Annotated in this window: 22 protein-coding genes and 1 riboswitch; of the genes, 12 read left to right on the top strand and 10 right to left on the bottom strand. The window is 41.6% G+C overall.

The features are described 5' to 3' along the window. Positions 1 to 185 (top strand): hypothetical protein (locus B4A24_RS12180; RefSeq protein WP_293945257.1); only part of this gene is annotated, 185 nt, incomplete at its 5' end. 78 nt (positions 186 to 263) lie between these two features. Here B4A24_RS12180 and B4A24_RS12175 read toward each other — a convergent pair. Continuing rightward, positions 264 to 2,903 carry an alpha-L-rhamnosidase gene (locus B4A24_RS12175; RefSeq protein ID WP_293945256.1) on the bottom strand — a complete coding sequence of 880 codons (2,640 nt, stop codon included), beginning with the start codon at positions 2,901 to 2,903 and terminating at the stop codon, positions 264 to 266. A gap of 233 nt (positions 2,904 to 3,136) precedes the next feature. Beyond that, positions 3,137 to 3,232: riboswitch (TPP riboswitch) on the top strand. A 59-nt stretch (positions 3,233 to 3,291) separates the two neighbouring features. Between B4A24_RS12175 and thiS the strand changes: the two genes are divergently transcribed. The 8 genes from thiS to B4A24_RS12135 all read left to right on the top strand — a co-directional run bounded on the left by thiS (position 3,292) and on the right by B4A24_RS12135 (position 10,553). After that, entirely contained in the window at positions 3,292 to 3,498 is a 207-nt protein-coding gene (gene thiS / locus B4A24_RS12170; protein ID WP_172394380.1) for a sulfur carrier protein ThiS, read from the top strand. A 46-nt stretch (positions 3,499 to 3,544) separates the two neighbouring features. Then, on the top strand, positions 3,545 to 5,359 hold the full coding sequence (gene thiC / locus B4A24_RS12165; RefSeq protein ID WP_293945254.1) for a phosphomethylpyrimidine synthase ThiC: 1,815 nt from the start codon (positions 3,545 to 3,547) through the stop codon (positions 5,357 to 5,359). Continuing rightward, positions 5,356 to 5,967, top strand: a complete 612-nt coding sequence (locus B4A24_RS12160; protein WP_293945252.1) for a thiamine phosphate synthase — start codon at positions 5,356 to 5,358, stop codon at positions 5,965 to 5,967. The genes thiC and B4A24_RS12160 overlap by 4 nt, the downstream gene beginning before the upstream one ends. Next, positions 5,931 to 6,551, top strand: a complete 621-nt coding sequence (thiE, locus tag B4A24_RS12155; protein ID WP_293945250.1) for a thiamine phosphate synthase — start codon at positions 5,931 to 5,933, stop codon at positions 6,549 to 6,551. Before B4A24_RS12160 ends, thiE begins: the two co-directional genes overlap by 37 nt. Then, the gene (locus tag B4A24_RS12150) at positions 6,548 to 7,318 is read left to right on the top strand and encodes a thiazole synthase (protein WP_293945249.1); all 771 of its coding nucleotides are present in this window, start codon (positions 6,548 to 6,550) and stop codon (positions 7,316 to 7,318) included. Before thiE ends, B4A24_RS12150 begins: the two co-directional genes overlap by 4 nt. 10 nt (positions 7,319 to 7,328) lie before the next feature. After that, positions 7,329 to 8,453 carry a 2-iminoacetate synthase ThiH gene (gene thiH / locus B4A24_RS12145; protein ID WP_293945248.1) on the top strand — a complete coding sequence of 375 codons (1,125 nt, stop codon included), beginning with the start codon at positions 7,329 to 7,331 and terminating at the stop codon, positions 8,451 to 8,453. Positions 8,454 to 8,457: 4 nt separating this feature from the next. Next, a complete protein-coding gene (locus B4A24_RS12140) occupies positions 8,458 to 9,168 on the top strand; it encodes a HesA/MoeB/ThiF family protein (RefSeq protein ID WP_293945247.1) in 711 nt (236 codons plus the stop codon). 143 nt (positions 9,169 to 9,311) lie between these two features. Further along, entirely contained in the window at positions 9,312 to 10,553 is a 1,242-nt protein-coding gene (locus tag B4A24_RS12135; protein WP_293945246.1) for a YaiO family outer membrane beta-barrel protein, read from the top strand. Here the strand turns inward: B4A24_RS12135 and B4A24_RS12130 are convergent. The 9 genes from B4A24_RS12130 to B4A24_RS12090 all read right to left on the bottom strand — a co-directional run bounded on the left by B4A24_RS12130 (position 10,550) and on the right by B4A24_RS12090 (position 24,480). Beyond that, positions 10,550 to 13,972: a sulfatase-like hydrolase/transferase gene (locus B4A24_RS12130; protein ID WP_293945244.1), complete on the bottom strand. Its 3,423-nt coding sequence runs from the start codon at positions 13,970 to 13,972 to the stop codon at positions 10,550 to 10,552. The genes B4A24_RS12135 and B4A24_RS12130 overlap by 4 nt on opposite strands. Continuing rightward, on the bottom strand, positions 13,966 to 15,033 hold the full coding sequence (locus tag B4A24_RS12125) for a hypothetical protein (RefSeq protein WP_293945242.1): 1,068 nt from the start codon (positions 15,031 to 15,033) through the stop codon (positions 13,966 to 13,968). The genes B4A24_RS12130 and B4A24_RS12125 overlap by 7 nt, the downstream gene beginning before the upstream one ends. A 9-nt stretch (positions 15,034 to 15,042) precedes the next feature. Further along, on the bottom strand, positions 15,043 to 15,399 hold the full coding sequence (locus B4A24_RS12120) for a response regulator transcription factor (protein WP_293945240.1): 357 nt from the start codon (positions 15,397 to 15,399) through the stop codon (positions 15,043 to 15,045). A gap of 4 nt (positions 15,400 to 15,403) precedes the next feature. Beyond that, positions 15,404 to 19,318: a response regulator gene (locus B4A24_RS12115; RefSeq protein ID WP_293945238.1), complete on the bottom strand. Its 3,915-nt coding sequence runs from the start codon at positions 19,316 to 19,318 to the stop codon at positions 15,404 to 15,406. Between the two features lie 334 nt (positions 19,319 to 19,652). Next, positions 19,653 to 20,807, bottom strand: a complete 1,155-nt coding sequence (locus B4A24_RS12110) for a TIGR03364 family FAD-dependent oxidoreductase (protein WP_293945236.1) — start codon at positions 20,805 to 20,807, stop codon at positions 19,653 to 19,655. Positions 20,808 to 20,825: 18 nt separating this feature from the next. Beyond that, positions 20,826 to 22,166: a DUF5690 family protein gene (locus B4A24_RS12105; protein WP_293945234.1), complete on the bottom strand. Its 1,341-nt coding sequence runs from the start codon at positions 22,164 to 22,166 to the stop codon at positions 20,826 to 20,828. A gap of 193 nt (positions 22,167 to 22,359) precedes the next feature. Further along, a complete protein-coding gene (locus B4A24_RS12100; RefSeq protein WP_293945233.1) occupies positions 22,360 to 22,938 on the bottom strand; it encodes a helix-turn-helix domain-containing protein in 579 nt (192 codons plus the stop codon). 122 nt (positions 22,939 to 23,060) lie between these two features. Next, positions 23,061 to 23,885 (bottom strand): glycoside hydrolase family 16 protein, encoded by an 825-nt coding sequence (locus B4A24_RS12095; protein WP_293945231.1) that lies wholly within the window; start codon positions 23,883 to 23,885, stop codon positions 23,061 to 23,063. A 112-nt stretch (positions 23,886 to 23,997) separates the two neighbouring features. Continuing rightward, positions 23,998 to 24,480, bottom strand: coding sequence for a nuclear transport factor 2 family protein (locus tag B4A24_RS12090; protein ID WP_293945229.1), 483 nt, complete (start codon positions 24,478 to 24,480; stop codon positions 23,998 to 24,000). A 396-nt stretch (positions 24,481 to 24,876) separates the two neighbouring features. Between B4A24_RS12090 and B4A24_RS12085 the strand changes: the two genes are divergently transcribed. From B4A24_RS12085 to B4A24_RS12075, 3 genes are read left to right on the top strand one after another with little or no spacing between them, the layout of a single operon-like run. After that, positions 24,877 to 25,809 (top strand): ring-cleaving dioxygenase, encoded by a 933-nt coding sequence (locus B4A24_RS12085; RefSeq protein ID WP_293945227.1) that lies wholly within the window; start codon positions 24,877 to 24,879, stop codon positions 25,807 to 25,809. 34 nt (positions 25,810 to 25,843) lie between these two features. After that, entirely contained in the window at positions 25,844 to 26,143 is a 300-nt protein-coding gene (locus tag B4A24_RS12080; protein ID WP_293945225.1) for a GNAT family N-acetyltransferase, read from the top strand. Between the two features lie 11 nt (positions 26,144 to 26,154). Next, positions 26,155 to 26,775: an alpha/beta hydrolase gene (locus tag B4A24_RS12075; RefSeq protein WP_293945224.1), complete on the top strand. Its 621-nt coding sequence runs from the start codon at positions 26,155 to 26,157 to the stop codon at positions 26,773 to 26,775. Positions 26,776 to 26,858 lie beyond the last annotated feature (83 nt).

Raw genomic sequence — 26,858 nt, 5'->3', positions numbered from 1 at the left:
CCGCCCTAGGTACAAGAAAGCCCATCAGTCGATGGGCTTTTCTTGTTATATATCCTATTCCTATTAATTCCCAACTTTCTTCTGATCAGCTTCGCCCTTTCCGGCAATTTTCATCGGGTTCGCTTCGGGATTTCATCGAGAAAATAGCCGGAGGGCCCGATGAAATCCCGAGCAACACTCGATGAAGTGCAGAAGTTGGTGCGAAGTTGGTCAGAACTTAATCCAAAGTCTTTAGCTAGCCAAAAGCCTATAATATGAATATTTTATTTCAATTCCAAATTTAAACGGTTCTGACCCGCTTCCAGGTGGATTGCCTTACCATTGCGCACATTCGCTGGTGGATAAAAGGTTGCTGTGGCATTTGCGGGTATCTCAATCTGATATTCGACTTTGTTTCCTCTCGCTTTCCAACTGGATATAATATTTCCATAGGGCGAATTGTAAGAAACAGAAGACTCCTTGAGCTCCTTCGGAAAAATAGGCTTTAACAGCACATGTTTAAAACCGGCCTGCGACGAATCTGGCAAAATACCGCCTATGGATTTAAAAAACCAGCCCCCGATTTCACCAAACATCATGTGATTGTCAGAGATATCCCGCGTTGCATTTAGATCCCAATTCTCGAGTAAGGTGGTCGCCCCATTGACAATCCACCAGCCCCAGGAGGGATAGGTATCCTGTACCGCAACTTTATATGCCGTTTCCCCATAACCGTTATCCTTCAATGCATTCAGGAGTGCTTTTGCACCCAACACGCCAACATCCAGATGAAAATCGGTCTCTTCTACCCTCCTATTTAAGTTGGCAGCGACTTTGGCTTTCATCGCATCTGGCACCACTCCCCAATATAAAGGTACGCTTAACTCTGTCTGTGTCCCGGCACTGTAGATCCCTTTTGCGGTATCCAAAAATTTGGCATTGATGGCATCTTTGATTTTTTGGCTTAATTGTTCATATTTCTGCTGGTCATCTGTTTTGCCAAACATTTTTGCAGCGGAAGCCAAGATCGTCGCATCCACATAAAAATAGACCGATGAAGTAAGTTCAAGATTAGACTGCGATTTGACTGGCACCCAATCCCCCCGGCCAAAGGTCGTCAATCCAGTAGGACTGATTTCATCCACATAATCCACATAACGTTTGATATTGTCATAGCAGTCAGCCAATAGGCTTGCATCACCGTAAAATAAATAAGTCTGCCAGGGAATAATAGCAATGGTACTTGTCCAGTCCAAGCCATTTGCCGTACCATAACCCCAGCCCCCTGTTGGGATGATATCGGGCAACACACCGTTTTCCTGCTGCTCGTCCCGATGATCTGCCATCCATTTCTCATAGACTGTAATACCGTCAAAATTATAATAAGCTGTTTCAATAGCGAGGTGACCATCCCCAGTCCAGCCATTTTTCTCCCGCTGTGGACAATCGGTGGGATACCCCATCAAATTGGATAAGTAGGCATTATTGGTTGCTTTCCATAATCCATTGATCAACGCAGAGGAGGTTGTCAGCTGGCCAATAGGACGCACATCGCTATGCATAAAATAGGCCGTAACAGCCGACTTATCCAGCACGATCGGCTCACTGCTGCTCACTTCGACGTAGCGGAATCCTTTATAGCCAAACTTTGCCATAAATTCATCCTCTTTCTTACCGCTCAGTGTCAAGATATCGGTTTGAAAGGGTTCCAGCTCTTTATTCCCACGATAATAAACATCTATATTGGACTGATCCAAGCGTCCATTTGCATGCAATCGTTCGCCATGTTTGATCTTGATCACAGTCCCGGCTTTCCCCCGCATCTTGACCTTTGTCACACCGGCCATATTCTGCCCCATATCAAAGACATAGGTGCTGTCATCAATCTTTTTTATTGATTTTGGGTCGTAGGATTTCACCAGGCGTATGGGCACGGTCTGCTGGGAGACAATATTTACGGAGGGAGGATTCCGATACTGAACGGTATGCCACTGTGCATCGTCAAAGGTTGGGGTATCCCAACCCGGTACCTCCAGACGCGCATCGTAATGTTCGCCCGTATAGATATTGTTGTAGCGAATAGGTCCTGCAGCAGTCTTCCAGGTTTGATCCGAACTTATTGTTTCCTCACTGCCATCCTGATAGACAATGCGCAGGTCCAAACAAAATGTTGGACGATCCCGCCAGGGCGCTTTGTCGAAATTCCATACAGCCAGAGGCTGATGATTATACCAGCCATTTCCCAAGACGATAGCGAGTACATTGTCTCCCTGTTGAAGTTGCCGGGTAACGTCTTCCACCACATATAAAGTACGTTTATCAAATCGGGTATACATTGGATCCAGCCTGTGGTCGCCGATTTTTTTGCCATTTACCGATAGTTCATAGAGTCCCGCTACCGCGATGTAAGCACGGGCCGACTTGATTGCTTTGCTTGTTTTAAAAGCTCTTCTAAAATAGGGAGCCGCCTGTTCATGGATATTGTGGTTATCACTGATCCATTTCCCTTTCCAGTTCTCTATCCCCATCATACCTGTTTCGAATGAGGCAATGGTTGACGTACTTGGATGTCCGTCTTTGTCCCAGACCAGGACTTTCCAAAAATACTTTGTCTGCGGTTTCAGTACCGTCCCATTGTAGTGGACCAACATAATAGAATTTGACTGCTTTCCACTATTCCAGCTACTGGGTTTATTTTTCACCAATGCCATTGAATCCGTGTCTACCATAATTTGATAAGCAGATTGCTTTGCTCCCTGTCGTTTATCATCGAGTTGCCAGCTTAGGCGAGGATTTAGTTTATCTACGCCCATTGGATTTGCGAGATGCTCACAGCTGAGGGCAACGGGGAGACATTCTTTTTTCTGCTGTGCATATAGGGCTGTGCCCATACCCAGCATTGTCATCAGTAAAATTTTTCGCATATTTAGTTTATACATATCGACCTTTTGTATCTCCCACAATAGAATTGAATGCATATCCTGAGCAATCATCGATGAATTCAACAAGATTACAAAAGGTGTTAAATTGTTTTAGTCGATTCAAAAACGAATATATTAATTATTTCCAAGATAGTAAACTGTACTGTCGTGTTAGGCGAAGTATTTAAAATTAAAGCTAATGTTTTGGATTTTTCATCAAAATAGTCCTATATTAGTTCCAACTTTAGGGGTGTCTGCATTTGCAGGCTGAGATTTTACCCTTATAACCTGATCCAGATCATACTGGCGTAGGGAAAAGTAAGCCGTCTTTCAAATACATTACTGTATATTGTTGTGGCCATTCCTAAAGTTTTACAAAAAATAAAAAGGAATGGAACTTACAATCAATCATCAAATCCGATTTTTCGACCCCGCACCAAACTCGTTAGCCGATCTTTTACAGGCTGAGCTTTCCGGTAAAACACAAGGTGTCGCCGTAGCGCTCAACAACCAGGTTATTCCCAAAAATGACTGGTCCAAAACCTACTTACAATCTAATGACCAACTCCTGCTCATCACTGCTACACAAGGTGGTTAAACTCATAGCAACATATTCAATTCAATATACCTAATTCCTCATTAACATGACATCAGAAAAAATCACACAGACAGCTTTTCCAAATTCCATTAAGGTTTTTGTTCCAGGAACGCTTTATCCTATCCAGGTCGCCATGCGCCAGATTTCATTGAGTCCCACCAAATTGAGCAATGGACAAATCGAAATGAATCCACCTATCACCATATATGATACCTCAGGGCCTTATACAGACGGGACACAGGAAATTGACATTCGTAAGGGACTTCCGCGTCTTCGCGAACAATGGATCCTGGACCGCGAGGATGTACAGCAGCTGGAAGGTATCAGCTCGACATATGGACAAGAGCGTCTGGCGGATAAAACATTGGACGAACTTCGTTTTACCTACAGCCATAAACCCAAGGTTGCGGCGCAGGGAAAAAATGTGACGCAATTGCATTATGCCAGAAAAGGAATCATTACGCCAGAGATGGAATATGTTGCCATTCGTGAAAACCAACGTATCGAGCAACTCGCCGACAGTACACCCGGTATGGATCATCAGCATCCGGGGGAGAACTTTGGCGCCCGAACAACCGGAAAATATATTACACCCGAGTTTGTCCGTGAGGAAATCGCTGCCGGTAGGGCAATCATCCCCAACAATATCAATCATCCGGAGAGTGAACCAATGATTATTGGTCGTAATTTTCTGGTAAAAATCAATGCCAACATCGGCAATAGTGCGGTCAGCTCCAGCATTGAAGAAGAGGTAGAAAAAGCAGTCTGGGCCTGCCGTTGGGGTGCCGATACCATCATGGACCTGTCTACAGGCAAAAATATCCACGAAACCCGCGAATGGATTATCCGCAACTCACCGGTACCGATAGGCACTGTTCCAATCTATCAGGCGCTTGAAAAAGTGAAAGGCGTCGCCGAAGATCTTACCTGGGAAATTTTTCGGGATACCTTGATTGAGCAGGCTGAACAGGGTGTATCTTATTTCACTATCCATGCCGGTGTCCTACTGCGCTATATTCATTTAACGGCAAAGCGCGTAACTGGTATCGTCTCAAGAGGGGGATCGATTATGGCAAAATGGTGTCTCTTTCATCATCAGGAAAACTTTCTGTATACCCATTTTGAAGAGATCTGCCACATCATGAAGCAGTATGATGTTGCTTTCTCGCTTGGTGATGGCTTGCGCCCAGGCGCTATTGCAGATGCCAATGACGCTGCACAATTTGCGGAACTTGAAACCTTGGGTGAGTTGACAAAGATCGCCTGGAAACATGATGTACAGGTGATGATCGAGGGGCCGGGGCACGTTCCTATGCAACTTATCAAAGAGAACATGGAAAAACAGCTGGAATGTTGTGACGAAGCTCCATTTTACACCTTAGGTCCGCTTACCACAGATATCGCACCGGGATATGACCACATTACCTCAGCTATTGGCGCGGCAATGATCGGCTGGTATGGCTGTGCCATGCTATGCTATGTAACTCCAAAAGAACATCTTGGACTGCCCAACAAAAAAGATGTAAAAGATGGTGTTATTACCTACAAACTGGCGGCACATGCTGCAGATCTCGCTAAAGGGCACCCCGGGGCACAGTACCGTGATAACGCTCTGAGCAAGGCCAGATTTGAATTCCGATGGGAGGATCAGTTCAACCTATCCCTTGATCCAGATACTGCCCGTGAATACCATGACGAAACGCTACCCGCGGATGCCGCCAAAGTAGCCCATTTCTGCTCGATGTGCGGGCCAAAATTCTGCTCCATGAAAATTACACAAGAAATCCGGGATACTGCCGCACAGGGCATGTTGGAAAAATCGCAGGAATTCATCGCTCAAGGAAAGGAAATCTACTTATGATTATTGCGTTGACAGCAGCGGAGGAAGTTGCCTCAGAAATGAATATCATCCATCATCTCTTTGCACATGGGCTTGATCTCCTGCATCTACGCAAATATCATTTTACGGATGAGCAAATGTATCAGTATGTCGCATCCATAGATGCGACATACCATGATCGATTGGTTCTCCACTCCCATCCGTGGCTGTCTGACGCACTTCATATAAACAGAATTCATTTCAATGCGCATCTTCGGCAAAGCGACCCATTCAACAGGCAGCATTTCGGGAACATTTATTCGACTTCGGTCCATCACATCAATCAGTTCAATGCCTTGGATAAAAGATGGAATTACGCCTTTTTAAGTCCATTATTTCCAAGCATTTCTAAAGCAGGTTATGGACAAGAAAATGCCCTTTTGAATCAACTTCCCTTGCGGACCAATTTGGATGTCCGCTTAATTGGGTTGGGAGGAATAACAACCGCAAATTGTCTACTTCCCATCCAAGCGGGAGCCGATGGAATTGCCTTATTAGGCGCCCTCTGGCAGGATACTGACCCTATTCAACAATTTAAAACATGCAAACAGCTATGCTCGAAAAATTACAATATATCTCCCAGGGACTGACACTGACAGACCAAAAGAACAATATCCTTAAAGCATTGGACGCCGGTGCCACCTGGATTCAGATCCGATGGAAACAAGCGGAAGAACCGGAGTTTTCATTACTTGCGAGTCAAATATTACATATTTGCCAACAGTTTGGTGCAAAATGCATTATCAATGATCATGTAAAACTAGCCAAGGAACTGGATGTCGATGGCGTACACCTAGGCTTAACGGATTGCGGTATAGCTGAGGCCCGCCAGTTATTAGGACCATCGAAAGTTATAGGTGGGACAGCAAATAGCTTGGAAGATGTACAACGTCGAATAGTAGAAAAATGTGATTATATAGGACTCGGTCCTTTTAAGCACACGTATACAAAACAAAAACTCAGTCCACTGTTGGGTATAGCTGGATATGAAAATATCATCCAGGAAATCCGGAGGCAGGAGCTTCCTCCTGTTCCGATATTCGCTATTGGCGGGATCAGCAGTCTCGAAGATATCCAACATTTAACACAGATAGGAGTTTATGGTGTCGCAGTATCAGGATTGGTCACTCAAACACCGAACATTATTTCATCCATTAAAAATCTTTTACCATGAGCACATTACAAATAGCAAATCGCAGCTTTGAATCCAGGTTATTTATGGGAACGGGCAAATTCGGTAATTTGAACGAAATGAGCACCGCCGTTAGTGCTTCCGGCTCACAGCTCGTTACCGTTGCACTTAAGCGTATCGATCAGCTCGCGGCGGATGACGAATTAACTGCTGTACTCAACTTAACAAAAATAGACTTGCTTCCCAATACTTCGGGTGCCAGAACAGCGGCGGAAGCTGTTTTAGCGGCTCAACTGGCCAGGGAAGCCCTGGAAACAAACTGGGTAAAACTTGAAATTCACCCTGACCCTCGTTATCTGTTGCCCGACCCAATTGAAACTTTACGTGCGACAGAGGCACTTGCAAAACTGGATTTTGTGGTCATGCCTTATGTTCATGCTGACCCCGTACTTTGTAAACGCCTGGAAAACGCAGGTACTGCAGTTGTCATGCCTCTGGGGGCACCGATCGGTAGCAACAAAGGGCTTCGTACATTGGATTTTCTGGAAATCATTATCGAAGAAAGCAATGTGCCGGTGGTCGTAGATGCCGGAATTGGTGCCCCTTCAGATGCTGCAAAAGCCATGGAAATTGGTGCCGATGCAGTATTGGTCAATACCGCAATTGCCATTTCCAATAATCCAGTGCACATGGCTGAGGCTTTTAAGCAAGCAGTCATCGCTGGACGCATGGCCTATGAAGCAGGTTTGGGCCCCATTACTTCACGGGCAGTCAGTTCAAGTCCGCTAACTTCATTTTTATTCGATTGATCCAAAAACCATGACTGATTTTAAAGAGATACTTGACCAATACAGTTGGGAAGAAGTCCAAACAAAGATCTATGGGACGTCCGATCAGGACGTACGTCGGGCATTAAACAAAGAGCATTTGACACTCAGTGATTTCATCGCCCTTATTTCACCTGCTGCAACACCCTATCTGGAGCAGATGGCCGTCAAGACACAACAGGTCACGCAGCGGCGGTTTGGCAAGACCATACAGCTCTACGCACCGCTTTACCTTAGCAATGAATGCCAGAATATCTGTACCTACTGTGGGTTCAGCATGGACAATAAGATTCGGCGCAAAACACTCAATAATACTGAATTGTTGCTCGAAGCGATGGCGCTTAAATCCATGGGAGTCAACCATGTACTATTGGTCAGTGGTGAAGCAAACAAGACCGTGGAAGTTAATTATTTCCTCCAGGCCATTGCGCTGTTAAAACCACATTTCTCACAGATTTCCATTGAGGTACAGCCCTTAGATCAGGTAGAATATCAATTGCTACAGGCCGCAGGAGTCTATGCAGTGCTAGTTTATCAGGAAACTTATCATCGGGAGGTATACAAGAAATACCATCCCAAAGGCAAGAAATCGAATTTTGATTACCGACTTGACACCCCCGACCGTATCGGGCAGGCAGGCATTCATAAAATTGGATTGGGGGTATTACTCGGATTGGAGGATTGGCGTGTAGACAGCTTTTTCACGGCGGCCCACATTTCCTATTTGCAAAAAAACTATTGGCAAACCCGATATTCAATTTCCTTTCCTCGGCTGCGTCCAGCTGTAGGTTCAGTTGCACCAAATTTTCATCTTTCGGACAAACATCTGCTGCAATTGATTTGCGCTTACCGCTTATGGAATGAAAATCTCGAGATTTCCATTTCTACCCGGGAAAATGAAAGTTTTAGGGATCATATTATCCCCATCGGGGTAACCACAATGAGTGCAGCTTCCAAAACAAATCCTGGGGGTTATGTCGTCGACCCACAAGCGCTGGAACAGTTTGAAGTCAGCGACGAGCGGGATATGGAGACAATAAAAAATCAAATCCGAAAAATGGGCTATTCCCCGGTAATGAAAGATTGGGAAAGTACATATTCAGGACTAATTCGTTAAATGGATGAAAGAGGATCTTATTTTCGAACGCTATAGCCGACAAATCTTTATCGAAGAAATTGGTGTCTCGGGGCAGCGAAAAATTATGAATGCCAACGTACTGATTGTTGGAGCCGGCGGGCTGGGGAGTCCCGTATTGCAATATCTGGCCGCTGCTGGCATTGGTAAGCTTGCTCTGGCTGACTTTGACCAGGTTGAACTCCATAACCTCAACAGGCAGGTGATCCATAGCGAAAAGCAGCTCCATAAAACCAAAGTCAGCAGTGCTGCTGACTTTATGCAACAGCATAACAGTACAATTGATTTCCGGCCCTTACAGCTAAAAATAGATGCTGGCAATGCAGTAGAAATCTTGCGACCCTATGATATCATTGTGGATTGTTGCGACAATTTTGAAACGCGTTATCTCCTCAATGAAACCTGTTTAAGACTCAACAAGCCTTTGGTGTATGGGAGTATATATGGATTTGAGGGTCAATTGGCCGTATTTAATTACAATGGCAGCAAAAATCTACTGGATTTATTTCCGACTGCTCCGCCATCGGAACAAGTACCTAACTGTGATAAAAATGGTGTACTGGGTCCATTGCCAGGGATTATCGGAAGCATGATGGCCATGCAGGTACTTAAAATAGCCGCCGAACTTCCTGTAGATTGTAATCAATTGACACTAGTGGACACTTTAAACTGGCGTTTTACGAAGCTATCTTTCTAAACATAAAGCTTAAACAGTTCCCTAAAAGGCAGGGAGCTCCGCATTTGTGATGAAAATTCTTTTATAAACAAGCATTTGAAAACAATAATTCCTAATATTAGTTTATATATTAGGAAGCTAATATGTCAACTATACAATCTGGAATGAAAAAAGTAATTTATCCATTACTATCCCTCGCTTTATTACCTTTATTTTCAATTGCCCAAGAGACAAAAATCACTGCTGATGATCTCTTCGCCAAAGCACGCAAGGTAGCCTTCGATTCAAAAGATTATCCGCAGGCCATTCAATTATCGAAACAGGCACTCCTACAGGCTCCAGATTATACCGACATCAGTATCTTTCTTGGGCGCCTTTACACCTGGTCAGACAAGATTGATTCAGCCCGTACGCTCTTTCATGAGCTCGATAAGAGAGATACAAAGGATGAAGACTTTTTTTTAGCCTACGCAGCGCTTGAGTACTGGAATGACCAGACTGAGAAAGCAACTCAGCTTACAGACAGGGGGCTAAATTACCACCCAGAATCACAGGATCTACTGTTGTTAAAAGCCAAGATCAACTACAGCGCAAATCACTATGGGGTCGCCGAAAATGCGGTTCACCAATTATTAAAGATTGACCCGAAAAACGCGGAAGCGCGATCATTGGCTAAGAACATTGAGGAATATACCGCTAAAAACGCCATCGGGTTAACCTATAATTTCGTCTATTTCGACAAACAATTTGATCACAACTGGCACATCGTTGGATTGAGCTATAAACGGGCTACCTCTATTGGATCTGTGATCTTTAGAACAAACTATGCCAATAAATTTGCCGCAAACGGTATACAGTTTGAAATGGAAGCTTATCCACGTCTATCCAAGATATTTTATCTCTATGTAGGTGCGGGGTACTCCAATAATGTTGGCATATTTGCAAAATACCGAACTGGCGTCTCGCTGTATGCCAATTTACCAAATAGTTTCGAAGGGGAAGTTGGGTACCGTCAACTCTATTTCAGCGACAATATCTGGATGTATACGGCCTCAGTCGGAAAGTATTATGAGAACTTTTGGTTCAATCTGAGAACCTATCTTACACCTGGTGAGGAAAATATCTCCCAATCGTATACCGGCACAGTACGGTACTACACGAAAGGCGCAAACGATTACATCGGATTTAGTGCAGGAACAGGGTTGAGTCCAGAAGAAAACCGAAATAATCTTTTGAACAACGCTTCCTACAAATTGAAGACTTTCAAAGTTGGTGCCGAATATAATTTTTCGGTCAGGCAAAATAACCTTTTTTCGATCTCCGGTACGTATTACAACCAAGAATTCCGACCAAAAGAAAAGGGAAATCAATTGGACGTCATCCTTGGTTATATCCGCAAGTTTTAGTCTTTCGGCAAAGTACCAAAGTAATTCGTATAAACACTGTCGGGCAGCAGGCGCTTTTGGGTATAAAATAGTTTATTTTTACGCTTAAACAAATCAAAGTGCCTGTACATCTCGTCTTTCATGTTATCCGGAGCGGGGTCTTCATTCAGGTTTCCATCCAGTTTATATAATTGTCCTTCCGAAAGGTGATAATTGCCCCGTACAAAATCGATCAGTTGACTTTTGCTCTGCATCATGGCTATCCCAGTTCCTTTTCCCGAAGTACCTTGATCAAGGCCCTGACCAATCCAGGTCACTTGTTGAGGGGTTTTGATGCCAAAATTTGCCCTATAGTAGGCCAACAATGAAGGAGCAACGTCAAAGTGGCTCACAATATTACGAAAGGTCTTCGCTTGTTTTAGCAATGGCGAATAAATCAATAACGGTACATGATACCGGTCAATTTTATTTTGCAATGGGATTTCAGGCATGGCATGATCGCCTGTAATAATAAAAATAGTATTTGCAAAATCCGGTCTCTTTTTATATGCTGCAAAAAACTTTTCTATCGCATCATCCAAATTTAAGACGGATACAAGTTGTGTCCGGTTTTCCTGGGCCCATTTTTTTTGCATTGGTGAGAAATCCATCGCTGCAATTCGTTGATCAAATAACCGCTCGTAATATCCTGTATTGTTGATCAAGAAAGGATTGTGCGTGGATAATGTCAAAAGCAGATGGAAATACGGCCTTTCCTGTAGCTTCTGTACTTCAAGCAATTTGCTAAACACCGCCTGATCTTCATAACCCCAGCTTTCGCCTCCTTTTTCAGGCAGTTTTTTATAGGGTGGACCAAAAGCATCCTGATCAATAAGCTTATCGATTTTATTATAGTCCATAAATTTTTTCATAAAATCGAAATTGGAATGCCCTCCATAAAAGAACCCCGTACTGAAACCATTGTGTTTCAATATATTAAAAAGATTAAAATGATTAGGCAATGTATCCTGTTCAAGAAAACCATGCACTGCGAATGGCAACGAACCCGTTAGCGTAGGCAAAACAGAAAATGTCCGTCCGGACGAACTTATGTTATTTTCCCAATACAACGATTGTTTTTTTAACGTGCCTATAAATGGCGTAAAATTACCGATGTAGCCATTTTCTGAACTATAAGCATGTCCTAGGCCTTCGATCACGAGGACGACCAGATTTGGAGCTCTTGTTGTTTTCTGTAAATAGGCTCCCAAAAAATCCTTCGTATCTTCCGTTTTCAAAAAAGGGAATTTACGATCCATTTCTTTTGGATCCACATCGTCATCATCTTGATAGAGCGCAGTCAACATTCCGGGATGCTCTTCAGCATAATTTGATAAATTGGATTCAAAAAAATAACGCCACTTGCTTCGACTAACATTGGCCACGAATTCATCCTTTGTAGCAGGAGTGCCCAAAATCAAAGCCGAAGAAATAAAATAGGATACAGCACCCAACGACAGGAGTGCAATCCCTACATAGGCCTTTTTAAAGGTTCGCTTATTGGCAATCCAAAGCGGAATCCAAGTCGTCACAATCAGTAACAAGAGTAAGGCGATATTTTTAAAGCTCAACATGCCGCTGGCTTCCAAAATCTGCTTCATCTCTTCGGAGCTGTAATAAAAGAGATCTGCACCAAGCAGATTTCTTGATTCTCCAAAGTACAAAAACAGGATAAATTGGATGACAACGATAGATGAAAACGAAACAACCAATAGGAATTTGGCCCAAAAACTGCTGAGGAATTGAAACAATAAATACCCGAAACCTACACAGGCTAAAGCTTGAAAAGCAAACAGCAAGTTATCAGCAAGCAGGTATTTACCCGCATCTGCAATTTCTGCAAAACGTCGGCCATACCACCACCATTCCACCCCAATAGATAACATGTATAACACAAAGAAAACCAGCATCACGGGGCTTATACCCTGCAATGCTGAAGCGAATCGCAGACCGATATATTTCCAAATGGACTCGTTTGCCTCTTTTTGCTGAAAACCTTGTCTAGTCATTTCACCCCAGCCATGCTGTTTACGGAAGTAATCGACCACGCCCTGTACACTGGCTTTAACGACAATAGGGTGAAAATATAGCGGCTCAAGTATAGCGGTTGCGATAAGCGTGGAAAGGTCTCGTTTTTTTGTATACACTTGGTGACTAACCAGATCCACTAGGATAGCATAGATCGAATAGAGTACTCCAGCGGCAATTACCAAACCAAATAAGGCGAAGAAAAAAGGCCAATTGATAATACCGAGAATAAAAAAAACCGCGAAAACAATGTAACCTGTAAATTCGACCACTGGCCCCAAAAACTCAAAGAAAAACCAATAAGGCATACTGATCATACCAAAACGGCCATATTTAGGATTAAACATCAGTTTGCGATGCTTCCATAACGTTTCCATGGTACCCCTCATCCAGCGGTTACGCTGTTTACGCAAGACCTCTTTGGATTCAGGCACTTCGGTCCAACATAAGGGATCTGGAATATTGACAACTTTATAGGCTTGCTTTTGCTCTTCCATATAGCGTCGCATCCGAACGACAAGTTCCATGTCTTCGCCCACCGTATTTTTGTCATATCCCCCGCAAGCAAGGACGATCTGACGGTCAAAGGCACCAAATGCCCCAGAAATTAGGATCAGTCCCGAAGCCCTGGACCAAGCCATCCGCCCTAAAATAAAAGCACGGATATATTCCAGCGCCTGTGTGCGTCCTAACCACGATTTTGGCAGGTTGACATCCACGACAGATCCATTAACCACATGACAGTTATTAGCCAAACGTATGACGCCCCCGCAAGCGATAACACGCTTATCTGTTTGTTCCAAAAAAGGCTTAGCTAGTTTTAATATGGCATCTTGCTCAAGAATACAATCTACATCAATACAAACAATGTAATCACCGGATGAGATATTGACGCCAACATTAAGTGCATCCGCTTTACCACCATTCTCTTTATCAACCACGATAAGTTTTTTAAAAGCAGGATTTTTACTTTTATAAATTCCTCTTATTTTCTTGGTCTTAATATTTCCCTGAACAAAAAAGGAAGTTGGCTCGAGCTGATAAGATGCGATCAGTTTTTGTATGGAGTCATCCTTACTGCCATCATTCACAATGATAATTTCCAAGTTATGGTAATAGAGAGACAATAATGACCGAACATTTTCGACAATCGTCATTCCCTCGTTGTAAGCTGGAGCGATCAAGCTAAAAGTAGGTGCATTGGGATTTGTGGCAATAATACTATAATCCGTAAAGGTATTATTATGTTTGTAACGAAATACTGCCCCATAAGCATATAGACCTATCCACGTGTAAATAAGGAATACCGCAGCAGAATAAAGCAAAAATAGCCAAACTAAAATTTCATATACAATATGGGAAAATTCTAACATTTTTTCTCTTGCAAAGCGTGTTTAATAATTTGTTGAAGCTGGTCGTATGTATCTGCCCGCTGCGAAATTTCTTGTAAATAATATCTTTCCCCTAAAACGACGAGCACTTCTGCCGCAGCGATTTTGATAGAGACCTCCTGATGATCCCACAATTGTTGCCTCAAAAACCCTTCACTTTCTCTACTCCTTGCGACCTTCATGGATTTTAAAATTTCGAGCTGAACTTCAATTGGCTGTTGATCAAAGCAGGCTATAAACTGTCCGACCGTCATGCTGTTTTCAATGGCTTGCATCGTTCGTATAGCCTGCACACGAACGGCAGTGGCGCTATGGCTGAGCAATTCATAGATCGCCGTATAATAGGTCATTAATCTAAATTTTCTAATCAAGCGAAGGGTAAATATAACAACGGAGTCATTTTTACTCTTTAACCACACATCCACCTGTAAGTCAGATTGTTCAGGTATTTTATGGATGGAGTATAAAAGACGGAGTTGCTGCCAATCTGATAAGGGTTTATCAAAATGCTCCAAAAACCCGAGACCTTCATAACCCTTAAAGCTCACCATTGCATATTGCGCCTCTTGATAAACGGCCGTACGATCATCATTTAGCTTGGCATTAATTTCTGGAATTGCTGCTTCAACATTCATCGTAGCCAGTTCCCGTATACCACCAGCGACAAGATAATCTTTCCGCTGACGAAGTTTTCGCCAAGCTTCATCTTCTAATTTAAACTGATGAAACAACGAATGAATAGCTTGTTTGGCTGCCCCTGAAAATTTTCGGTCAGAGTCGACCAGCACATTCAAAAAAAGCGTCCGGAATGATGGCTCTTTCAAATGCTTACTGAATGCACTATCCTGTTCGCTATTTCCCTCACCGCCAACAATCGTCTCCATAACCTTATACTCGATAATTTGCTTCCACAAATGACGGTAATGTAAAATTCTATAGCTATAAAAACTATAGGCCAATACCGAAATAATCAGTAGCAATACCAGGATCAAGACGACGATGATCGCCAAGATAAGTTCGTGTAGCGCGATATCATAATGCATAGTTTAACGCTATTTATCTGTTAGCCGTTTTATTCTCAACATCAACTCATTTGGACTAAATGGTTTAACCATAAAGTCGGAAGCACCAAGGTCGAAGGCATCCACAACAACCTCTTCCTGTCCCATGCTCGACAATACAATGACCGGAATCTTTTTTCCGATACTTTTAATAGCTGAAAGAATTTCTATTCCAGAGGCAAAAGGCATCATGATATCAGTCACCACCAAGTCTAAATCCAATTCACTGATTTTTTCGATGGCCTCGCGGCCATTTCTGGTTAAAACTACTTCGTGGCCTTCTTTTATTAATTTGTGTTCTACGGTGCGTAAAATTAACTCGTCGTCTTCGGCAATTAAAATCAACATAGTCCTATCTATTTAAAATTTTTGTAATCAAATCCAACCCGGTCTCCATCTCTTCTTCAATAGCCACAAAGGCTTCTGACAGATCGGTTTCAGACGAAATATTGGTTTCCAATTCTTTCGTCAATTGTGCAAGCTTAATGAGTCCAGCCGTTGAGGAGGTTCCCCTCAATTTATGTAAAAGTTCCTTAATACGCTTCAGGTCATTGTCGCTTTTTACCGCTGCAATTTGTGCTTTGGAGGCAGTAATCTCTTTGATGACCAAGTCAAGGAAGAAGGATAAAAATGCAGGATCATCGCCGGCTTGTTCATTTAAACGCTGCATATCCAAATGCATCGCTAAATCATCTGTTTCTGTTCCTGGTGCTTCAGAAACTTCGACTGATAACATAGCCTGTTGTAACGCATTGAACAAGTCCTGCTGCCGAATGGGTTTAGCCAAAAAGTCAGACATACCAGCCGCTAGACAGCGCTCCCTTTCTCCAGAAACATTACCAGCCGTAATACCAATAATCGGCGTGTTTTGATATTGCTGCATCTGGCGGATTTTTTTAGTTGCTTCGATACCGTCAACTTCCGGCATTTGCACATCCATCAGGATAAGGTCAAAATATTTCTCTTCACAAGTCCGGATCGCTTCTGCTCCGTTTGACACCTCTGTCAAAATTGCATCCGGCATAATACTGGCCATCATTCTTAAATTTAAGGCCATGTTTACGGCGTTGTCGTCAGCCAGCAAAACTTGGATCCCCCTACCGTAAGCATTTGCATTTAGCGATGGATTAGCTTTCGCCTGTCCTATTTCTTCCTTGTTCTGTTGGATTGCTCTGCGCAAGGTCTGATATAATTCGTCCGATTTAATGGGTTTCAGTAGGCAAAACGAGCGTTCTTCCTGTCTAAATGCTGAAATTACCTCGTGTTCTTCAGAAGACGTATGCAATACAATCAATGGAATGCCCTCTCCCTGGTGCCGAAAGAGTTCCTTAATCTTTTCAATGGTTTCAAGTCCAGATAAAATAGGCATATGATAATCCATTAAGATCACATCGAATCGTTCGCCTTTCATTAGCAATTGCAATGCTTCCATGCCATTTTCCGCCAAGACAGATTCAACCTGCTTATAAGCAAGCATGTGTTGCAGAATAATACGGTTGTTGGCATTATCATCCACCACAAGTACTCTATTTAATGGCAAATCTGCATCTTGGCTTTCCATATCTTCACAGGCAACTTCAATATCAAAGTAGAATGTCGATCCTTTTCCTAATTGACTGGTTAGGTTTAACTTGCTACCCATATACTTTAATAAATTATTAGAGATGGTCAGTCCTAGCCCAGTTCCGCCATATCGTTTGCTGACAGAACTGTCCTCCTGGGTAAATGCATCAAAAATACGCAGCTGTTTTTCCTCAGGTATTCCTATTCCCGTATCACGCACCTCAAAGCGCAGACTTAGTTTATCGCTTTCATGATGGAGTCTACTTATTTTAAATTCGATTTCACCCTTTTCCGTAAACTTAACCGCGTTGCCCAATAAATTAATAAGGACTTGTTTAATACGCGCTTCGTCAACCCATATAAAGGCCGGCAATCCTTGTTCGATATTCAAAAGCAATTCGACTTCTTTTCTTTGCGCTTGGTATAATACGACATTAATCACTTGGTTTGCGATATCATATACATTATATTTATCGACAAAGAGCTCAAGTTTTCCGGACTCAATCTTCGAAAAGTCCAGAATATCGTTGATGATATTCAACAAACTGTTGCCAGATTCATTAATATACCCTAGATATTGCATTTGGGTATCATTCAAAGGAGTTTTCAGTAATAAATCTGAGAATCCAATTACGCCATTCAATGGCGTGCGAATTTCGTGACTCATGTTCGCCAAAAATTCGGATTTGGCTTTACTCGCCAAATCTGCCAATTCTTTTGCGCGTTTTAACTCTTCGTTGATATGTACAGATTCCGTAATATTCTGCGTGAAGATAATTATTCCGCCTATACTTCCATCCGTCAGGTGCCATGGTCTTACCTCCCAGTTGAAGTGTTGTGGTTCGGCAATTCCGCCGACCTGAATAACTTCGTCTACATTCTTATAGGGTATGCCCTGCAATGCATCTTGATAGATTTTCTTTCGCTGATCCGGAATATCAGGAAAAAGTTCAAACAGGTTTTTAGTGATCAATTGATTTTCATCCTTATGAAAATCTTCAATCCATTGATTGCTCAGCGACACATAATTAAAATCACGGTCAAACATCGCAACGGACGCGGGCACGTAATTTACAAAGGCACGCAACATGGATTCTTTACGTTCCAGTTCCAAATACAGCGATTTACTCTTATCAATATCCTGAATGATACCAAATACACGCTTACAGACATCATTCTCAAATTCAGGGATTCCTTTTACCCTGACCCAGATTGTTTCTCCATTCTGTTTTAACAGGCGAAGTTCCGTATCATAGGGTCTTCTATTACGGACCGATTCTTCGAATATATGCCGCAGTGCTAGTTGGCTATCCGGTTCATAAAAGCCAATAGCGTGTTCAAAATCAGGTGTAAAATGCGGATCAACACCATGAATTAATTTTGTTGAGTCGGACCAATATACTTTATTTTCAGCGAGGTTCACTTCCCATCCACCGACTTGAGCAACGGCATTGGTCTGTTCTAGAATCTGTTTGGTATGCAGTAGATCGTTCTCGAGACGCATGCGATCAGTCATATTTAATGCCGTACTGACCACATAGGGTTTGCCCTCTTCATCAACCTCCACCATATTATGATAAAGCCAATAAATATCTTCACCGTCTTTTGTCTGTAAGACCATCATTGCGGAGTCCTCTTTATTCTTAGCGATACGCTTTAGGTATTCTTCAACCAGTCCCACGTGATGGGGTGGAACCAATTTCCTCAGATTAAGCGACTTAACCTCCTGCTGTTCGTATTTAAGCATCGCCCTACCTTTTTCATTCACAGCGAGAATATTCCCCTCCATATCATGCATACTCATAAGCCCGATTGCGTTCTCAAAAAAACTTCGGAATCGGCGCTCCGAATTCTCCAGTTTCAGTTTTTCCTGCCGTTCTTTTGTAACGTTACGGCCAAAGGCCAGAATTTCATGATTGATGGCGTCATATTTAAAGTGCCATTCGATAATCACTTCACTGCCATCCGCTATAAGCGTCAAAGAGGTAGATTGAATATCATAATCCACACTCAGGATCTTTTTTAAATCAGCTGCTAAGATCTTTGATTCATCCTGCAGTAATGTAAACAAGGATTTCCCAATGCTATCGAGCCTCGGGATCCCTAATATGTTGGTAAAGGCTGGATTAACATCTTTGATTTGACAACTTTCATCTAATACACAAATCACATTATTCGTTAATTGGAAGATTTCGGAGAAATAACCTGCCTGTCGTTTTCTTTTTTTTCCCAGAAGGATTTTAGTCACTCCTTTTCCTAATTCTTCCAGGAGATGACGTTGTTTATCAGAAAGTGACTTGGGTTGAAAATCTATGACACAAATGGTTCCCAGCGCGTCTCCGTCATCATCTAGAAGCGGTATACCAGCATAAAAACGAATATTGCCTTCACGTATCAACGGATTAGAGGATGAGCGCGGATCTTCAAAAGTATCTTCGATAACAAGCACCTCTTTACTCATTATAGTGTATTGACAAACGGTATTCTTTCTCTCAACGGTATCCAGCTCCATGCCCACACAACTTTGTATACGTTGTGTATGCTCCTCCATCATGGCAATCAATGCAGCTGGACAATCTGTTATCAAACAAGCAGCCTGGGCAAATACATCCAATTCTGGCTCTTTCCCTAATCCCATTAACTCATAGGACTTTAATTTCTCTATTCTTTGCTTCTCATTTTCGGGGAAATTTTGACTTGCCATAAATTGCTATTTGTTATATATGGTTTATTGTGTTCGTGAAGTTAACAAAAACATTGTTGCACACATAAATAATAAGGAAATATCATTAGATACGTTCTCTAAAGGAACAATCCTAATTCAAAATAGTTGGTTCTAGAAATGAAGATTAGCTTAATATCATTGTTGTCGTTTGATCGATCTTCTTAAGAATTAAGTTTTTTCTAAAGTAAAGTGTACTTTAAGCTGCAGAAATATTGACCATTACACGATCAAGAGATAAATGTATAAAACGACTTAAAAACAAAAGGTCCTACAATTGTTTAGTAGGACCTTCTTCTCCGAGAACACAGTGATATTAAAAAAGATGCTCAATATTACGTTCAGCATATCCGGCACTGGCCGTCATCCCTTTACCTCCGATACCGGTACGCACATGTATTCTTGGACTGACATCAACTTCGAGAATGTGGTCTTTATGCTGCGCGTAGAAACCTGACCAAGAGGAAGCAATCCAATCTTGCTTCATCGGAATAATACGGTTAGCTTCGGCAATCATGAGCTCATTGACATAGGTATCAACAGCAAACCCCAAGTCATCCAATCGATTTCCAGCCGCATATTCATGTGAATCGCCCACGATAATACTGCCATCCGTCGCCTGTTTAAACAGAATATGTATACCGTATTTACGCAATTCATTGTAGTGTTCAGGTACTGGAATAGAACCGAATGATGGGCAATATTCTTCAAAGCTTTCATACCGGCGAATTGTTAATCCCGTCAGGATATTTCCAGGTAGCTGGAGCTGATGCAAAGGTTTTGTACGCATCATTTGCAATTTGCTAATTTCGAGACCACTATCGTCAAACAAAGAGCGATATAAGATCTTAAATTCGTAGCCATTACAAATAATGATTTTCGCTCCCTCAAAAACTTCGAGGCTACTTGTTGTCAAGCGTGCCTTTTCATTGGCATCTTCACAAGCGATAACAGTTGTATCATATTTAAGCGTATATTTTTCGAATTTTGTCTGCATATAGATATGCAACTGACGGATCATTGTTTCGGGTTCGGCACTCAGCTCCTGATCAAAAACAATAGCTTCTTGAACGTAATCGGCACTCATAGCTGGATATTTTGCCAGAATTTGCGCTTTGGACCATAGGGCGTGTTCATATCCCTTCGTTTGATAATGTGCAGACAGCTCGTGAATGACCTGAACTTCGTCAGCATCAGAAGCAATATAAATACTGCCATTGTTCCGAATGGATATATCCATGTCCTGCTGGATGGATTGATATATTTCCAATCCGCGGACACCGTAATCAAACCATTCCCCCGCCATCCCTGATGGCACAACCTGTCCGAAGTTGCGCACGGTGGATCCAACAGGAAAATTATCCTTTTCCAGCTGGAGCACTGTTAAGCCTTTTTTCAACGCATGATATGCATGAAAAGTTCCCAAGATACCACCGCCGACAATAATTAAATCGTATGTATTTGTTTTCATTCTTTAAAATAATTAGCATTAACTTATTTGTACTTCGCCACTCCCCGCTTGCCAGGGCTGAACCAATTCATCCTCTTTCTTCGTTTTCATCTGCTCTCTCTTCCGAACGAAATAAACTAACGAAAAGATCCCCAAAATAGCACCTATAATGGACGCTAGATAAACCAGCTGAATAAAATAAGCACCCCAAGTGACTGAATTTGGTAAAAATTCTTTATTCATTAAAATTAAAAAGCTCCCTAGATAGCCAACGGAATCAGCCATATACATGACAAAACCAATATTACTTTTCATACGGTAAGTCGCAATCATGCGTTCAAAAAATATGGCATTATAGGGAATATAAGCCATATATAGCCCCAAACCGACGAGTAACATCCAACTGAGCCCCCCAATCCAATGCATGGAAAATAAATAAGTCGAAAGCCCAGCGGTAAGAAAGCCCAAAATAATCATATAATGGATCAACCTAAATGCCTTCAAATTGTCTTTTACCATAATTAAACAGCCTATTAAAATCAAGACAATCAAAGCAATCGTTCCATCAACTTTTGCAAATATCCCGGCTCCTTTCAGATGCAGCATCTGCCAGATCTCTATCTCAAAATTATCGCGAACGTCACGTAAAATCGTCAACATTGTATAAATAATAATGGTCAGAATAATGCCCGGCATAAATACCTTGAAAAAATGTCTACGCATGCCGGCATCCATCGCTACACGTTCGGTCCGCAACTGCTTATCTTGCGCAGTTGGGCCTGGCGCATTTTCCAGAATCCAAATACACAGGACAAAGGGTATAAAAAAGAGCATACCTGTGAAAAAAGGCATCCAGAATTCATTGACATGAAAAGTGGACATGAGCCATTTTCCTACCGTTTTAATAAAGCCGGACGCGAAAATCAAGCTGACAGACATCACTGCGCCCATAATTTCCGTATATCGTCTACCTTCCAGATAGCTAAATACCAAACCCCAAACCATTCCCAATGGGAAACCATTGATAAAAAGAAAGAGTACATTCCATGGTTTGGGGAATAGTGCAAAAGCCAATAAGCCAATCCATGAAATACAAATTAGAGTAAGTAGATAACGTCCTCGATTCCGATGTTTGCTCTCTGAGATAAATTTAATCCCATAGAATTTAGAAAACAGATAACCCAACATCTGAATAATAACCATACACACTTTATAATCTATACCCAAAATAGATTCATTGGCAAAAGCCGAAGCCGTAAACGATTTTCGGAATGAATACATACTTGTATAACATAAAAATGCTGTAATAGCCAGTAAAAAGGCTACTGACCGTTCGTCTAACCCTGCTATCCGTTTTTTTATTAGCTGGTTCAAATCCATGATTTAGAATTGCTGACGGACCTCATTGTCCGCAATCAAAAGTAAATTCTGGAAATTAACACAACACTAAACTTTTGTTAAGTATTTATAAACAAATATAAGTAACCGAACTGACATTGTACAACCATCAATAAAAAAGCATCAATGAAAATTTTCATTGATGCTTTTTTATTGATGTGTTAACGGAATGGAATTACCGTTTATTTTCGAAGAAATATATAATGAGCATTAAAGCCTTTTCCTTCCCTATATTACGAGGTGTATGTGAAAGCCGCCCATTAAAGAATATGGAATCTCCCTCTTCCAGCTGAATACTTTGATCCTGAAAGATATATTCAATTTGTCCGCTGATGATATATTTATACTCATAAGCTTCCGTCTCTACCATCGGGCGTTGTGCATCGGGCAACAGTTCCAGAAGTACAATATCCATCGTGGAACTCTCTATTGCTGAGGTGAAAATACGTTTGTAGTGAAATCCAAGGGCATGCTCTTTTTCGAAGGATGTATAGCTATCCTTTTTTCGGACAACAACCGGCCCTGCATCCAATTCGGAATTAAAATCTTTAAAGAATTCATTCAGATCAACATCCAGTGCATTAATAATATTAATTAACACCAACAGAGAAGGTATGGTCCGGTTATTCTCAATCTGTGATATCAGCCCTTTGCTTACTCCGGCCTTATCAGCAACTTCCTGTATGGTAATCCCCTTCTCCTTGCGGATCTCTTTTATTTTATGACTAATCTTAAATATTGTATTATCTTCCATAATTGGGATCAAAAATAAACATTATTTTTCTGCTCGGTATGTTAAGTTTTTGTCACTTAATTTCGACTAAAATCCCATCTTACTGGTACACAGCATTTCTTCTAAATCTTAGTTCCTGTTTATTATTGGTAAACCTTGACCCAATCTATCCGCATTTCGACCGGTAGCTGCTTCAAATCCACTTTCCCTACCCAAGTTCCGCCAAGCTGCTGATCAATCAACAGGTAAAAAGGTTGATCGTAGGGCCATTGGGACTCATCGACACCAGATATCCGTGGATAGGTAAATGTATCCACACCATTCAGCTGAAATACAATCCGATCTGGATACCAGCTGATACCATACACATTGTAGTCCTCCGCATTGACTTTTGCGGTTCCTGAATGTTTGGGATTATCCTTCTGTCCTAAATTCAACGTATAATGTGAATGGGTAGTTTGATAAATAATATCATCAAAATTAAGGTGCTCCATGATATCAATTTCACCATTTCGCGGGTACCGCCCATATTTATCCAACTCGGCAAGCATCCACATAGCCGGCCAGGCGCCTTGGGAACTGCCAAGTTTGGCTCTTATTTCAATACGTCCATATTGGAAAGCAAATTTTCCTTTACTCCATATTCCTCCGGTAAGAAACGGTCGTGCATCTTTCTGCTGGTCGGTATTTTTGATTGCTTTCAGAATCATTTCTCCTTTTTCCCATCCAAAACAAGCATCATCCTGACTCATGTGCCGATTCCAGTCTGATCCCCCTGCTGGAATCCGGCTCCATTTGCTTGTATCCAAATTTGATGAATTAAAATTTTCCTCCCACACAAGCTTCCATTTTTTCGTCTCCCGCCCAGGGTTTTGTAAATACACATATGGATTTTCTTTTGGGGTGTGATGGACGCTACAAGCGGAGATAAGGATATAAAAAAGGCCTGCACCTAAGATTCGCTTCATTTAGATTAATTATTTTCTACTTAATAAATGTTACCTTATTTAGGATAGTGTATTAAATATAGGCTTTTTTTATAAAGGAACAGCATTCTTAAACCAAAAACACGCTAAAAGATTAAAACATGGGATGACTGTTGGCAGACTCTTTGGGTACATCTTGCTGTGCATCCCAGTGTTCAACAATCTTTCCGTTTTCTAAACGAAAGATGTCTATCGTTGATTTAAGACTGCCATCAGCATTTTTATTTTTAAGGTGGATAAAAACCAGATCCCCATCGGAAGCAATATGCTGTACATCAATCTTGGTTTTTGGCTGCCCTTCAAACCACTTTGCAGCAGCAGCCTTAAATGCGGCTGCACCATCCGCTACCGCCGGATTGTGCTGAATATATTCCGGGGCTATATAACGGTCGACGGCAGAAAGGTCTTTATCTCCGAACATCTGCTGATAAAAATCCAATACAATTCGTTTATTCTCTTTGTTGATATCCAACTGCGTCTGCCCTTTCTCCTCCTTAGCCTGTTGGCTCTGCTGGCATCCGTTAAATAGAAGAGCTACGATTGCTGCCGACAGTATAAATTTTGTACTTGTTTTCATTGTTTGGATCTATTTATAACATAAAAAAAGAATTGATTACATTCCCAGCCCGGTATTTACTGTATCCAATAAACAACATTTGGCCCAAAATTTTGTTTTCAAAACAATCGTCCTTTACGCAAAAATTGACCATAAAATATGGCATGATAATTGAAAATCATCTCGTAGTACACTATTCAGAAATATACATTTCATAAATTTAGGTTAATAATTGGTTAGGTTAAAAACACCTGAAGTCTCCAACTTCCGGTGTTTTTTGTTTGCGAGCTGATTATTTTAAAAGTTACCAACAAATTAAAACAAAAAATCAATTCCTGTTTTTTATTAATCTAGTTCAATGATTTTGTTTTTCAGCTGCCGTAATTTTACAACAGTTAAGAAAATAAAAAAACAATTATGAATAATAAAATATTAGGACTGCATCATATTACCGCGATAGCTGATAATGCAAAACGAAATCTTGATTTTTACACAAAAGTCTTAGGACTTCGACTTGTAAAGAAAACTGTCAATTTCGACGACCCGGGCACCTATCATTTTTATTTTGGAAATGAGCAAGGCAGCCCAGGCACCATTCTTACATTTTTCCCTTGGGAAGGTATTGGCAAAGGTACACAGGGTGCTGGAATGGCGACCCACATTGGTTATGCCGTCCCAGAGGGTAGCCTTGTATTCTGGAAAAACAGATTAACAGCGCACAATGTAGCTTTTCTGGAAGATGAAATTTTCGGAGAAAAATTAGTCTCATTTACCGATCCTGATGGATTACAAATACAATTTATTGAACCGTTGACGAAAGATGATAGAAGTGTATGGACAACGGCAGATATCAATAGTGAAAATGCATTAAAGGGATTTCATAATATAACCCTCTCCTTAAAACAAGCTGATCCTACGCTAAAAGTTCTAACAGATATATTAGGATACGCAGTACAAGGACAAGAGAACGGACGGTATAGGTTAAAAACCGACAGCATAGCCACTGCGAACATCGTAGACATTCTCGCAGACCCGAATCTCCCTTTCGGCCGTAATGCTGCTGGTACGAATCACCATGTCGCATTTCGGGTAAAAGACGATAACATCCTAATGGAATATCGCGAAAAGGTGCTCTCCGCAGGTCTGGATATTACACCAAAAATCAATCGGGATTACTTTTTCTCGCTTTACTTTCGTGAACCGGGAGGTGTATTATTCGAAATCGCAACAGATAATCCCGGATTTACTGTTGATGAACCCCTAGAAAGTCTCGGTACAGCGCTTAAATTACCAAAACAATACGAAAGCCACCGGCCACAAATCGAAGCGACTTTACCAAAATTAGATTAAGAATAACATAAACAATATTAAATACAGTAATACAATGGAAAGAACAGAAATTGTACTGGATAAAAATCAGCGTGGTGAACTTCAATTATTCTCCGATGAAACAAAAGCTGGTTTAATGAGCATTGCCATTATAGATGGAAGATTGGTCGTCTACCATACGGAAGTCGATGAAGCCTTTGAAGGTAGAGGATTTGCAAAAATATTATTGGAAAAATTGGTGTCCTATGCACGGGAAAGTGCGATGCAGATTGTCCCTTTATGTCCTTACGTAAATGCACAATTTCACCGGCACCCTGACACCTATGCCGATGTATGGTTTAAGAAAACAATATAGGAAGGAAAATCATGCGTCATTCGAATAACATCAAAACAGCAGGACATAGTCTAGAAAATGCAAAAAAAGCATTGATCATGATACATGGCCGTGGTGGCAATGCAACAGATATCCTGAGCATGTCGGCTTATCTCAATGTAGGCGATTATGCATTACTCGCCCCACAAGCAGACAATTACACCTGGTATCCACATTCATTTATGGCGCCTGAACAAAATAATGAGCCCTGGTTAAGTTCGGCAATTGAAGTCATTGAAAATACGGTGCAACTTGCTTTGGACAAAGGAGTGCAAACGGAAAATATCTATTTTTTTGGTTTTTCACAAGGTGCCTGCCTAACACTTGAATTTTTGGCGCGTAATGCCAGACGGTACGGCGGTGCGGTCGCCATTATTGGGGGACTAATCGGTGAGAAAATTGATTCAGATAAATATATGGGAGATTTTGAGCAAACACCAATATTTATTGGCACCAGCGACCCAGATTTCCATGTTCCGCTGGAACGTGTCAATGCAAGCGTTAGTATCCTAGAAGCCCAGCATGCTAATATCAAACTCGCTGTATATCCTAACTTTGGTCATTCCATTAATCAGGAAGAGATCCACATCGCTAACGAGTTTGTTTTTCACTAGGTGCATCCAGCCCCTTAGTATTCTTATCGAAACAAGGATCAACAGGCCGCTCAATATCTAGGGCATATCCTGCGTTTAAGCTT

The sequence above is a fragment of the Sphingobacterium sp. UBA7249 genome, assembly GCF_002472835.1.
GTDB lineage: Bacteria > Bacteroidota > Bacteroidia > Sphingobacteriales > Sphingobacteriaceae > Sphingobacterium > Sphingobacterium prati.
The sequence above is the reverse complement of the archived record's forward strand: the minus strand, read 5'-3'. Positions and strand labels throughout refer to the sequence as shown.